The following is a 12920-nucleotide window of genomic DNA, read 5'->3' on the forward strand; positions in this document are numbered from 1 at the left end:
CGGATGGCTTGTCGCCATCCGGTATCGGTTATTCAGCCAGAAACAGTTCCAGCAGTGAATTCAGAAACAGCTTACCGTGCCCGGTAATCTGCCAATACTCTTCGCACTCGGTCAAATACCCCTTCGCCAGCGCTTCGTCAATTTGTGGGCGAATCGCTTGCTCGCTGAGCCCCGTATAGCGGTTAAACTCCGCGCGTGGAGCGGGTTCCAGCAGGCGGAAGCGGTTCATAAAGAACTCAAACGGTTTATCTGCCGCGTCGACATCGTGCTGGCGTTCCAGGTAGCGCCCTTCCATATACCCGCGCGGATGGCGCGTTTTGGCGGTACGCAGAATACGCCCGTTCGGAAAGGTAACTTTACCGTGTGCGCCGCAGCCAATGCCGAGGTAGTCGCCAAAGCGCCAGTAGTTGAGGTTATGCTGGCACTGATATCCCGGCTTCGCGTAAGCCGAGGTTTCATATTGCTGATAACCTGCCGCGGTCAGGAGTTTGTCGCCCTGCTCGAAGATATCCCACAGCGCGTCGTCATCCGGCAGTACCGGTGGACGCGAGCCAAACAGGGTATTCGGTTCAATGGTGAGCTGATACCAGGAGAGATGCGGGGGATTGAGCGCAATCGCCTGGCGCAAATCATCCAGCGCTTCTTCTAAAGATTGGTCAGGCAGGCCATGCATCAGATCAAGGTTGAAGCTGCGTAGATCCAGACCCGTCGCCAGATTCGCCGCGCGTTTGGCTTCTTCCGGGCCGTGAATGCGCCCCAAACGTTTCAGTTTAGCTTCGCTAAAGCTCTGCACGCCGATGGAAATACGGTTCACGCCCGCACGCTGGTAATCGACGAAGCGATCCGCTTCCACCGTACCCGGGTTCGCTTCCATAGTGATTTCCGCATCTGCTGCCAGAGTAAGACGTGCACGCACGCCATCCAGCAATGTTTGCATCGCCGGGCCTGAAAGCAGGCTCGGCGTACCGCCGCCAATAAAAATGGTCTTTACTTCACGTCCCTGCGCGTAAGCCACGTCAGCATCTAAATCACTCAGCAGATGCTGAACATAATCGTCGTGCGGCACCTCGCCTTTCAGCGCGTGCGAGTTAAAGTCGCAGTACGGACATTTCTGCACGCACCACGGAATGTGAATATAAAGGCTCAGAGGCGGCAAATTAGCCATTACGTAACGCTTCCAGTAACTGTTTCAGCGCCTGACCACGGTGAGAGATGGCAATCTTCTCTTCACGCGTCAGTTCAGCGGCGGTTTTCCCTTCAGAGGGGACATAAAAAATAGGATCGTAGCCAAAGCCACCGTTGCCCGCAGGCGCGTGGGTGATAACGCCCGGCCAGCGACCGTGACACACCAGCGGCGTTGGATCTTCCGCATGGCGAAGATAGACCAGCACGCAGTGGAACTGCGCCTGACGCTGGTCGTCCGGCACGTCTTTCAGCGTCTCCAGCAGCTTTTGCAGGTTACGCTCGTCGGTCGCGTCTTCACCGGAATAACGTGCGGAATAGATACCCGGCGCACCGCCGAGATAATCCACCGCCAGCCCGGAATCATCGGCAATCGCGGGCAGGCCGGTAATCTGAGACGCATGGCGTGCTTTAAGGATGGCGTTCTCGATAAACGTCAGGCCGGTCTCCTCGGCAGAATCGACGCCAAGGTCGGTCTGCGCAACGATATCGAGACCAAAATCGCTTAGCAACGAGGCGAGCTCGCGCACTTTACCGGCATTACCGGTAGCGAGGACAACTTTTTGCATGGGATATCCTAATTAATCAGGGCGTCGACGCCCGCTGGGATGTGCTGCGGATGAATGATTTTAACCTGTTTATGGCGGCCCAGTTCACCTTTCTCAATGATGACCTGGCTTTTGGCGACCTTAAACTGTTTGGCGAGGAATTTCACCAGATGGGCATTGGCCTGCCCATCGACCGGCGGGGCGGTAATGGCGACTTTTAATTCGTCGCCATGTTCACCCACAATGCTGTCACGGCTGGCCTTCGGCTGAATATACAGCCGCAGCACCAGCCCGTCGTCGCAGGATGTAACGGCACTCATAGCGCCATCCACAGCCCCGGCAGCAGCATGTTGCCCGTGGCCTGTAACACTTCGGCGATGCCCATATTAAGGACATAGAGCAGCAGCACGAGGATCATCGGCGAGAAATCGATACCACCCATTGAAGGCAGCAGCTTACGAATCGGGCGCAGCAGTGGGTCGGCGAGCTGCATCAGTACAAACTCAACCGGGCTACGGCCCTGGCTTACCCAGCTCATAATCGCCATCAGCAGCAGTACCCAGAAGATAAGCAGGCCGGTGGTTTTCAGCAGGATCAGCACCGCCGCAATCCAGATAATCGGCTGGAAGGTGATAACCATGAACAGGGTGATCGCCTTGATGACGCTCAGAATAAAGGCAACCAGCAGCGAGGAACTGTCGAGTGGCCCCATCGCCGGAATGATGCGGCGCAGCGGCCCCACGATAGGCTGGGTGATTTTCACCACGAACTGAGAGAACGGGTTGTAAAAATCACAGCGCGCCCACTGCATCCAGACGCGCAGCAGTAGCACCATTGTGTACAGTTCAATCACTGTAGAGAGCAGGAAAGTCAACGTCTTCATGGCGTTCCTCAGAGTTCCTTATTTTTTGTGTAATCACGCGCACCGAAAATCGCGGTGCCGATGCGTACCATAGTGCTACCCGCCGCAATGGCGGCTTCCATATCGTCTGACATGCCCAGTGAGAGCGTATCGACTGTAGAGTAGTGTGTCTTCAGCCGCGCGAATGCTACCGCCATTTGTTGAGCGACGGCAAACTGCTTTTCGTACTCAGTTTCCGGTGCCGGAATGGCCATCAAACCGCGCAGGCAGAGATTGGGCAGGGCGGAAACCTCCGCCGCTAATGCGTCAATCGCCTCGGGCTCAATGCCGGATTTACTTTGCTCATCGCTAATATTGACCTGAATCAGCACGTTAAGCGGCGGCAAATGCGCAGGGCGCTGCTCGCTAAGTCGGGTGGCGATCTTGAGCCTGTCGACCGTATGGCACCAGTCGAAATGCTCCGCCACCAGGCGACTTTTATTGGACTGCAACGGGCCAATAAAGTGCCATTGTAGAGTCGTTATGCCTTTGTCCTGAAAGAAGCGGATTTTTTCCACGCCTTCCTGAACATAGTTTTCGCCAAACGCGCGCTGCCCGGCGGCCATCGCTTCTTCGACGGCGCTCGCAGGTTTTGTTTTGCTCACTGCAAGCAGTGTAACTTCTTCTGAAAGCCGGCCGCATCGTGATGCAGCGGCTGAGATTTTGTCCCGGACCTGTGCCAGGTTATGCGCTATATCGTTCATATTTGCTGGTGGGTCTTATGGAAATACAAGAAATCGTGGCGCTTAGTGTAAAGCATAACGTGTCGGATCTACACCTGTGTAGCGGGGCAATGGCGCGATGGCGGCGTTGCGGAATGCTGGAGTCTGCGCCATTTTCATCGCCAGAGCCGGAAGAACTGCTGCGCGGTTGGTTAAGTGAAGCACAGCATGCGCAATGGCGAGCGCAGGGCCAGCTTGATTTTGCGATAGTGCCATCTGAAGGAACACGCCTGCGCGCCAGCGCATTTCGCCATGCGCGCGGCGTTTCGCTGGCATTGCGTGTGCTACCGTCGCGCTGCCCAACACTCACTGAACTCGGCGTGCCTGCGGCCCTCCCTGAACTGTTACACGAAGAGGGCGGGCTAATATTGGTCACTGGCGCGACCGGCAGCGGGAAGTCGACGACCCTTGCCGCGATGGTCGACCATCTGAATCACTCGCTGGATGGGCATATTCTGACGCTGGAGGATCCGGTGGAGTTTATCCATGCCAGTCAGCGCTGCTTAATTCAACAACGCGAAATTGGCCTGCATATCTCTTCATTTGCTGATGCACTGCGTGGCGCGTTACGTCAGGACCCCGATGTTATTTTGCTGGGAGAATTACGCGATAGCGAGACGATCCGGCTGGCATTAACGGCTGCTGAAACAGGCCATCTGGTGCTGGCAACATTGCACACGCGTGGGGCAGCCCAGGCGATTGAGCGTCTGGTGGACGTTTTCCCGGCGCAGGAAAAAGAGCCTGTACGCAATCAATTAGCGAACAGTTTATGTGCCGTCGTCGCGCAAAAACTGGTGGCGGATAAGCAAGGCGGGCGCGTGGCGCTCTTCGAACTGCTGGTGAACACCCCGGCGGTGGGAAATCTGATCCGCGAAGGCAAAACCCATCAGCTACCGGGTGTCATGCAAACTGGACAGCAGGCAGGGATGCAAACTTTTACGCAGAGCTATCAACAATGTATGGCGAGGGGTAAGCTATAAGGATTAGGCTATTTCTCCGACGCTTATTAATTCTATTTCTAATAGATAAGTGTTATTACTGTGACGACAGTAAGGTTTTTAGAATTAATCGACAAGAAAAAATGTTTCAATATATTGGGAATGTGATGTTTATTCGTCATTCTGTTGTGATAATGTTTTATTTGTAAATCCGTTGCCCCGTTATTATTCTGTGAAATATTATCACCGGCGAAACATGTTGCATCTAAGCTATAATTACTAAGTAATATGGCTGACGGATTTTTACACCGATGCACAACATTATGTTGTGTAGACATAGAAAAAAAGGTTGATATTCTTTTGACACTCAGCGGGGATCGTTCTATCCTAATTATGGAATTAGGATAATTCTTATGAAATATTGTTTCACTTCATACTGTCTTGATTATTATTATCCCTGATAATTAAGATTGCTTTGATTTATTAAAACACCATGATGGTGGCAAAATACTAAGGAGAGTTTCAAATGCTTGATGTATCAGAGAGTGTATCTAAATCCCGCAAAATCATTTTAATCACCCACCCGTCAGTTCAGGCCAATGCATTCGCTGGTTATCTTTCTGATTTACTTTCAGTTTCTGTAGATGTTCACAATATCAATAAGCCGATGGTACAGCGCCTTGCTAAAGGTACTGTGGTGCTGTTTGACATTGCGGTATCGAACAAAAAACTGAACGGTATCTGGCGCGATATTATCCGCTCGCAGTTTGATTCTCCGCGTTTGCTGATTATTAACAGTGCGCAAAAGTATGAATTATACGAAATGGCGCAGTGGCCAGCGCTGTACGGTGTGTTCCGTCATGATGATGAAGAATCGCGCTTAATTGAGGGTGTCAAAGCCGTGCTGAACGGTGAACAGACTGCTGAATTGAGCGTAATGCATCCGGCAATGTACGCAGTTGAACAGCCGACTGAATCATCAGACAATATTCCCCTGACTGAACGTGAATGCGAAATTCTTAATGAATTACGTCATGGTGCGACCAATATGGATATTGCGCGCGCATTGTTCATCAGTGAAAACACCGTGCGTACGCACTTATATAATGTTTTCCGTAAGTTAAGCGTGAAAAACAGAACCCAGGCAGTCAGCTGGGCGAATGAAAATTTGCGCCACTAAGGTTACTCTGGAAACGTTGCAGGCCGGATACGCGCTCGCGCCATCCGGCTTTCCTCTTTTGAACGTCCAGGGTATGTACGTCGTGTTGGGCGAATCACTCACCGAAACTTTGCTCGAAGAAACTCTCCAGAATCACCACCGCAGAAGCTGAATCCACGCTGCCTTTATCCAGTGCACGAAAACCGCCGTGCTCGAACAACCCGGCGCGGGCCTCAACGGTACTCAAACGCTCATCATGCAGTTTAATCGCCACACCGAAACGGCCATGAATTTTATTGGCGAAGTTACGTGCACGCGCGGTAAGAGGCTGCTCGGTGCCGTCCATATTTAGCGGCAGGCCGACGATCACTAACGCCGGTTGCCACTCTTTGAGCAGCTTCTCAATAAGGTTCCAGTCAGGCGTGCCATTTTGCGCCTTCAGCGCGTTAAGTGGACGTGCAGTACCGGTGATCTGCTGGCCGACCGCGACACCAATACTGCGGGTACCAAAATCAAAGGCGAGAAAAGTTCCGCTCATTATGCATGCCCCGCCACGCCGGGCATGGTGTGTATATCGATGCCGATGAGTTTTGCCGCGTCGCGCCAGCGATCGGCGATCGGCGTTTTAAACAGAATATTGAGATCGGCAGGCGCGGTGAGCCAGGCGTTGTCGAGAATTTCCTGCTCCAGTTGGCCTTTCTCCCACGATGCGTAACCCAGCGCAACCAGCACGTCAGTTGGCTGCCCCGCGGTGCCCAGGGTTTCCAGTACATCGCGCGACGTTGTGACGATGGTGTTGTCAGAGATACGAATACTTGAGGAAAACGACGCGGGTGGCGTGTGCAGAATGAAGCCGCGATCTTCCGCCAGTGGCCCGCCGAGCATCACCGGTTTATCAAGGCGAATCGACGGATCGCGCGGATCGGGGGTGATCTTCAGTTTTTCCAGAATGCCTTCAACTTGCAGGTTTTCCAGCGGCTTATTGATGATAATCCCCATTGCGCCATCGTCGTTATACTCGCAGATATAGACAACGGAACGGCGGAAGATGGGATCCTGAAGAGCCGGCATGGCAATAAGAAAGTGATGCTGTAAATTCATTGTCAGAGGTTCTGTCCTGGTTCAAAAAGCAGCAACGTCCAGTATGCGGGGAAAGAGGCGTGCTGTCACCAGGCAGTCCTGTAAACGCGCGTAAGCGCCTGGCAGGAAAGCCTGGTTGTGGCGGGTTCCCTCCCGCCGCAGTGATTACTTGCCTACACGTTTTTCGATAGCGTCCATCAGCATCCCGGTGATGGAGATCGGGAACTCCGCTTCGATTTCACGCACGCAGGTTGGGCTGGTAACGTTAATTTCCGTCAGGCGATCGCCGATGATATCCAGACCGACAAAAATCAGACCTTTCGCTTTCAGCGTCGGGCCCACTTTGCGGGCGATTTCCCAATCGCTTTCACTCAGCGGACGCGGCTCGCCACGGCCACCGGCGGCCAGGTTGCCACGGGTTTCACCGCCCTGCGGAATGCGCGCCAGGCAGTACGGAACAGGTTCGCCATCAACGACCAGCACGCGCTTATCACCGTCTTTGATAGCCGGCAGATAGGTTTGCGCCATGCAGTAGCGGCTGCCAAGCTCGGTCAGGGTTTCGGCGATAACGCCAATGTTTGGATCGCCTTCTTTCACGCGGAAAATCGACGCGCCGCCCATGCCGTCCAGCGGTTTCATGATGATGTCGCCATGCTCCTGCCAGAACGCTTTCAGTTGCGCTTTGTTACGGGTGACCAGCGTTTCCGGGGTCAGTTCGGAGAACCAGGCGGTGAACAGCTTCTCGTTACAGTCGCGCAGGCTCTGCGGTTTGTTGACGATAAGCGTACCTTTCTCTTCCGCGCGTTCCAGAATATAGGTCGCGTAGATGAATTCGGTGTCAAACGGCGGATCCTTACGCATCAGAATCACATCGAGGTCGGCAAGCGCGATATCCTGCTCGCTGCCGAATTCATACCATTTGTCATAGTTCTGCTCAACGTTCACCAGACGCGTACGCGCGCGGGATTCGCCGTTGGTCAGATAGAGGTCATTCATCTCCATGTAATGGAGTTCATAGCCCCGGCGCTGTGCCTCCAGCAACATCGCGAAGCTGGTGTCTTTTTTGATATTGATGTTTGCGATGGGGTCCATCACGATGCCGAGCTTAATCATTCTAGTTCTCCTGGAAGCCGGTATTAGCCCAGATCGCCAAAGCGCACCTGCAGTGCGGTGATGGCGGTGAGCGCGGTAGTCTCAGTACGCAGAACGCGAGGTCCCAACAGGATATCAGTAAACTGGTAGCGTGCGGTCATGGCAATTTCATCTGCCGAGAGACCGCCTTCCGGGCCAATCAGCAAACGTACGCGTTCCACCGGAAGCGGCAGCGTGTTGATGCTGGCGCTGGCACGCGGATGCAGGTTCAGCTTCAGCCCGCTATCTTCTTCGGCGCACCACTGTTCCAGATCCATCGCCGGGCGAATTTCCGGAATCGTGTTACGGCCACACTGTTCACAGGCGGCAATTGCGATTTTTTGCCACTGTTGGATCTTCTTATTCAAACGCTCGGCATCCAGTTTAACGCCACAGCGCTCAGAAAACAGTGGCGTTATGAGGCTTACACCCAGTTCTATTGATTTCTGGATGGTGAATTCCATTTTATCGCCGCGCGACATCACCTGGCCCAGATGAATGTGGATCGGTGATTCACGATTATCGACTTCTCCACTCACGACATTCACGCGCACGCTCTTTTTGTCGGCGTGGGTAATTTCGGCGTCGAAGACCTGATTGCTGCCATCGAAGAGCTGAATTGCCTGACCCGGCCCCATGCGCAGCACGCGGCCAACATGGTTTGCCGCGTCTTCCGACAGGGCGATTTCATGCCCGGCGGTGATGCGTTCAGGGTGATAAATACGGGGGATGCGCATGATGTGACGTTCCATTAATAGCTTAGGTACCAGGCACTGTCCGTTCCCTCTCCCTGAGGGAGAGGGCAAGGGTGAGGGGGAAATGTCCGGCAGAAAATTAAACAATTAGCCGCTAGTGTAGGTTAGCTCTTTTGCGCCTGGCAAGCCTGCAACACGTAAGGGTTGTGGTTACCCTGAATTTTGGCGATGCGCCTGTCGCGCTCACACTCCCATTCGCTGACCGGATAGAGCTTATTCCACGCGTTGAAAAGCTGCGTCTGCTGGCGGGAAAGATTGATTTGGTACGTGTCACGCATATAAAAGTAGGTGCGGGCGATTGCGCCGCGCGAGCGTGCCGGCGGCTCGGCCACTTTTTCTTTAAAATCGACTTTCATGGCGCACTGGCCGTACTGGCCTTCGCCGCCGTTCCACTGGCTGTACATAAAGTTACCGCGATCGCCATTCACTTCTCCAACCGCCGGCTGCAGGTTATGCATATCGCTTTCGATTTTACGGTACACCGGATCTTTGGCGCAGTTTTTTCGCCCGCCATCCTGCCAGCACTGGCGCTGGTGACCAAACTGCCAGGCGGGCATCACGTGTTCCCATTCAACGCGGCTGGCGCGGTTTTCATTTTTACGCACTTTGTAACCGCAGGATTCAAGGTCAATGACGCCTTTCTTACCCTGCCAGTTAATTTTACAGCCGCAGTAGAAGTCACCCGGCACATCGCTGTTAACTTTTACCCCTGCGGTTTTGGCCTGGGAAAAACTTTTAATACCTTCGGCCTGCGCCTGGCCTGAGAGCGCCGTCGCTAACACCACGACTGCGATTGCTACTTTACGGGACATCACAAACTCCGTCTCAAAACGAGCCCGCAACGTAGCGAAAGCAAGAGTCAGATGCAATCAGTCAGATCAGAAAACTTCCAGAAAATTCCATCAGTTACAATTCTGCAACCAATGGCTCGCCGCAGTGTACGCAGCGATAGGTCGCTTCACCGCGCACCACGCGATTATGGCGGCGGATAGTCAATTGATGCTGCTGGCAGCGGCAGCGATAGGGGAAGGTTTTAGTGCGTATCGAACTCAGTTCAAACTGATGGGTGCGGCGCGCCGGAACGCCGAGCACGGCTTCCATCATCCACTTCCACTCTTTACCGTGCGGTGCCACGCGGCCAAAGTGCTTCCACACCAGCAGATGCGCCAGTTCGTGCGGCACCACTTCATCAATAAACGCCTGCTGGTTTTCCGCCAGCAGTACCGGATTGAGGCGAATTTCATACTCCTGCAACCACGCGGTACCCGCCGAGGTGCCGCGCTGTTGATAAACCAGCTTTGGCTCGGGGTAATTACGCTTGAGCGCAAGATTCGCTTTGGCAAGATTTTCCCGCAGACAACGCATAACGCTTTGCTGAAGGGCGATAGGAATTCGGGGGCTTTTCATGGAGCAGAGGATAGTGCGGGTAGAGGGGCATGTGCAAGAAGAAGCTTCCTCCCTGAGAGGGAGGAAGCTTGCCGGATGATTAGTCGTGTGCGCCGATTTCGCGCAGTTTACGACCTTTCATCAGGTTACGTTCAATATGTTCCAGTGACACATGTTTGGTTTCCGGAACCAGCCAGAGAGTCAGTACGATGAACAGCAGGTTCAGACCGGCGTAAACCCAGAATGTGTTCGCATTCCCCAGGTTGTTGAGCATGGTCAGGAACGTTGCACCGACGATCATGTTGGCGATCCAGTTGGTTGCGGTCGAGCAGGTGATACCGAAATCGCGGCCTTTCAGCGGCTGAATTTCAGAACACAGTACCCAAATCAGCGGGCCTGCGCTCATGGCGAAGCCAACGATAAACATCAGCAGCATGGCAATCGCGAAGTACTGGGCAGACGGTGAATGGATACCGACGTGCATCATCGTACCCAGAACGCCCATACCGACCGCCATCACCAGGAAGCCCAGCGTCAGGGTTGGTTTACGGCCCCAGCGGTCAACCAGACCGATAGCGATAAAGGTGGCGAGCACGTTGGTCAGGCCAACAATTACCGTCCCCCACATCTGTTCGGTCGTATTGGTATAACCCGCCAGTTCAAAGATTTTCGGCGCGTAATACATGATGACGTTCATCCCGGTGAACTGCTGCATCACCTGTAACAGCACGCCAAGGAATACCGCGCGGCGGAAGTTGCTGTTCTCTTTAAACAGCGCCCAGCCACTCTGTTTTACCTGCAGGCTTTCACGGATTTCATCCAGTTCGCGTTTCGCTTCTGCGCTGGTATCACGCAGGCGAAGTAACACACGTTCCGCATCGTGGAAGCGACGTTTGGCCGCGAACCAGCGGGGGCTGTCCGGTAAGAAGAACACACCAATCAGCAGCAGGATCGCCGGAATGATAATCACGCCCAGCATCCAGCGCCATGCGCCAGAGTAGCTGAAGGCGGTATCCGACAGGTATGCGCCCAGAATACCGATGGTGATCATCAACTGGTACATGGAAATCATACTGCCGCGAATTTTTTCCGGGGCGATTTCAGAAAGATAGAGTGGTGCGGTATAAGACGCCACACCCACAGCCAGGCCCAGCAGGACGCGGGAGATGATCAGCACTTCCGGGTTAGGCGCGGCAGCGGAGAACAGCGAGCCGAGCACGAACAGGATGGCGCCAATCATCAGGCTTTTTTTACGCCCAAGCCGGAAGGAGAGCCAGCCACTGCCGACCGCACCAATCGCGGCACCGAACATCATGGAGCTGACCACCCACTCCTGGGTGTGTGGAGAAATCTGAAATTCATCGGTGATAAAGGGTAGGGCACCGGCAATAACACCAATATCAAGACCGAAGAGAAGTCCCGCCAGGGCTGCCAGGAAGCAGACAAAGAAGGTCATTGTCTTGTTAGAACGCCCCTGTTTTTTATTGTCAGGCATTATGCCCTCCATTTGAATTATTAGATTGGTCGATGTAAAGGTTAAGTGAGTCAGGCGTAAAAAGATGTGATAGTAATCACATGAGTGTAATCGGTTACACTATCATTCATCGTGCGTATGCATTAAAAATTATAGTAATCAAATGGTTAATTGTGAAAGTCGGGGAGAAAAAATAATGCTTCAGATTAGCCTGAAAAATAAATGTAACAACAAAGCATTTGCTGTGTAACACGTCTGGCTGCATCGGTATGGTACATTAGCTATGCTGTGTAATCGCTTTCATTAATGGCGCACAGGCAATAAAAAAGGCCAGCACGTGGCTGGCCTTCAGGCAAAACGGTGGGGAGATTATTTCAGGCCGGCAGCATCGCGCAGCAGCGCCGCTTTGTCGGTTTTTTCCCACGGGAAATGTTCACGGCCAAAGTGACCGTAAGCGGCGGTCTCTTTGTAGATCGGGTGCAGCAGATCCAGCATCTGAATCAGGCCGTACGGACGCAGGTCGAAGAACTCGCGTACCAGCAGGGTCAACTGTTCAGAAGGCACTTTCTCAGTACCGAAGGTTTCCACCATGATGGACGTCGGTTCTGCCACGCCAATTGCGTAGGATACCTGAATTTCACAACGGTCAGCGAGGCCTGCCGCAACGATGTTTTTCGCTACATAACGTGCCGCGTAGGCTGCGGAGCGGTCAACTTTTGATGGATCTTTACCAGAGAATGCACCGCCGCCATGACGTGCCATGCCGCCGTAGGTATCAACGATAATTTTACGACCGGTCAGACCGCAATCGCCCATCGGGCCGCCGATCACGAAACGACCGGTTGGGTTGATGAAGAATTTAGTGGATGCGTTCAGCCATTCAGTCGGCAGAACCGGCTTGATGATCTCTTCCATCACTGCTTCCTGCAGGGATTTCTGATCGATGCTTTCCGCATGCTGAGTAGACAGCACTACCGCATCGATGCCAACGATTTTACCGTCGTCATACTGGAAGGTGACCTGGCTTTTCGCATCCGGACGCAGCCACGGCAGGGTGCCGTTTTTGCGCACTTCAGCCTGACGCTGCACCAGACGGTGTGCGTAGGTGATTGGCGCTGGCATCAGCACGTCGGTTTCGTTGGTTGCATAACCAAACATCAGACCCTGGTCGCCTGCGCCCTGCTCCAGCGGATCGGAACGGTCAACGCCCTGGTTGATGTCCGGAGACTGTTTACCAATTGCGCTCAGCACGGCACAGGAATTGGCGTCAAAGCCCATATCCGAATGCACATAGCCAATTTCGCGAACGGTGTTACGGGTGATCTCTTCGATATCAACCCATGCGCTGGTGGTGATTTCACCGCCAACCAGAACCATGCCTGTTTTCACGTAGGTTTCGCAGGCTACGCGCGCTTTCGGATCCTGTTCAAGGATGGCGTCCAGCACGGCGTCGGAGATTTGGTCCGCAATTTTGTCAGGATGCCCTTCGGATACAGACTCGGACGTAAATAGGTGTTTTGCCATAATTTCTTCACCCTGGAAAAAGAGAGTTCGATAAGCTTCATGTGGCGGTGCCCGCGCGATGCGATGCGCAATAACAGGGCAGCAGGTCGGCACACAAGAAGTCAGTATAGACGGATTAAC

15 protein-coding genes are annotated in these 12920 nt (G+C 53.6%); 2 read left to right on the plus strand and 13 right to left on the minus strand.

Annotated features, from left to right (window positions below):
- Nucleotides 1-28 precede the first annotated feature (28 nt).
- From hemW to DBY68_RS09205, 5 genes are read right to left on the minus strand one after another with little or no spacing between them, the layout of a single operon-like run.
- Entirely contained in the window at nt 29-1165 is a 1137-nt protein-coding gene (hemW, locus tag DBY68_RS09185) for a radical SAM family heme chaperone HemW (protein WP_108475806.1), read from the minus strand.
- Nucleotides 1158-1751 (minus strand): XTP/dITP diphosphatase, encoded by a 594-nt coding sequence (locus DBY68_RS09190; protein ID WP_108475807.1) that lies wholly within the window; start codon nt 1749-1751, stop codon nt 1158-1160. Before DBY68_RS09190 ends, hemW begins: the two co-directional genes overlap by 8 nt.
- An 8-nt stretch (nt 1752-1759) precedes the next feature.
- On the minus strand, nt 1760-2050 hold the full coding sequence (gene yggU / locus DBY68_RS09195) for a DUF167 family protein YggU (RefSeq protein WP_108475808.1): 291 nt from the start codon (nt 2048-2050) through the stop codon (nt 1760-1762).
- Nucleotides 2047-2613, minus strand: coding sequence for a YggT family protein (locus DBY68_RS09200; protein WP_108475809.1), 567 nt, complete (start codon nt 2611-2613; stop codon nt 2047-2049). Before DBY68_RS09200 ends, yggU begins: the two co-directional genes overlap by 4 nt.
- 8 nt (nt 2614-2621) lie before the next feature.
- A complete protein-coding gene (locus tag DBY68_RS09205) occupies nt 2622-3335 on the minus strand; it encodes a YggS family pyridoxal phosphate-dependent enzyme (protein ID WP_108475810.1) in 714 nt (237 codons plus the stop codon).
- A gap of 17 nt (nt 3336-3352) precedes the next feature.
- On the opposite strand from DBY68_RS09205, the gene DBY68_RS09210 reads away from it, so the two are divergent.
- Both DBY68_RS09210 and DBY68_RS09215 read left to right on the plus strand, forming a co-directional pair.
- Nucleotides 3353-4333: a type IV pilus twitching motility protein PilT gene (locus DBY68_RS09210; RefSeq protein ID WP_108475811.1), complete on the plus strand. Its 981-nt coding sequence runs from the start codon at nt 3353-3355 to the stop codon at nt 4331-4333.
- 484 nt (nt 4334-4817) lie between these two features.
- A complete protein-coding gene (locus DBY68_RS09215; protein WP_015963067.1) occupies nt 4818-5471 on the plus strand; it encodes a LuxR C-terminal-related transcriptional regulator in 654 nt (217 codons plus the stop codon).
- Nucleotides 5472-5565: 94 nt separating this feature from the next.
- Here DBY68_RS09215 and ruvX read toward each other — a convergent pair whose 3' ends face one another.
- From ruvX to metK, 8 genes are all read right to left on the minus strand, one after another.
- Nucleotides 5566-5988, minus strand: coding sequence for a Holliday junction resolvase RuvX (ruvX, locus tag DBY68_RS09220; protein WP_108475812.1), 423 nt, complete (start codon nt 5986-5988; stop codon nt 5566-5568).
- On the minus strand, nt 5988-6551 hold the full coding sequence (locus tag DBY68_RS09225) for a YqgE/AlgH family protein (protein WP_108475813.1): 564 nt from the start codon (nt 6549-6551) through the stop codon (nt 5988-5990). Before DBY68_RS09225 ends, ruvX begins: the two co-directional genes overlap by 1 nt.
- 144 nt (nt 6552-6695) lie before the next feature.
- Complete coding sequence (gene gshB / locus DBY68_RS09230) at nt 6696-7643, minus strand: glutathione synthase (RefSeq protein ID WP_108475814.1); 948 nt, start codon at nt 7641-7643, stop codon at nt 6696-6698.
- Between the two features lie 23 nt (nt 7644-7666).
- Nucleotides 7667-8398, minus strand: a complete 732-nt coding sequence (rsmE, locus tag DBY68_RS09235; protein ID WP_108475815.1) for a 16S rRNA (uracil(1498)-N(3))-methyltransferase — start codon at nt 8396-8398, stop codon at nt 7667-7669.
- 122 nt (nt 8399-8520) lie between these two features.
- Nucleotides 8521-9228: a deoxyribonuclease I gene (endA, locus tag DBY68_RS09240; RefSeq protein WP_108475816.1), complete on the minus strand. Its 708-nt coding sequence runs from the start codon at nt 9226-9228 to the stop codon at nt 8521-8523.
- Nucleotides 9229-9322: 94 nt separating this feature from the next.
- A complete protein-coding gene (locus DBY68_RS09245; protein ID WP_108475817.1) occupies nt 9323-9823 on the minus strand; it encodes a SprT family zinc-dependent metalloprotease in 501 nt (166 codons plus the stop codon).
- A gap of 79 nt (nt 9824-9902) precedes the next feature.
- The gene (gene galP / locus DBY68_RS09250) at nt 9903-11297 is read right to left on the minus strand and encodes a galactose/proton symporter (RefSeq protein ID WP_108475818.1); all 1395 of its coding nucleotides are present in this window, start codon (nt 11295-11297) and stop codon (nt 9903-9905) included.
- 348 nt (nt 11298-11645) lie between these two features.
- Nucleotides 11646-12800, minus strand: coding sequence for a methionine adenosyltransferase (gene metK / locus DBY68_RS09255; RefSeq protein ID WP_015963075.1), 1155 nt, complete (start codon nt 12798-12800; stop codon nt 11646-11648).
- Nucleotides 12801-12920 lie beyond the last annotated feature (120 nt).

This window comes from Pseudocitrobacter sp. RIT415 (genome assembly GCF_003057695.2).
Classification (GTDB): domain Bacteria; phylum Pseudomonadota; class Gammaproteobacteria; order Enterobacterales; family Enterobacteriaceae; genus Pseudocitrobacter; species Pseudocitrobacter faecalis.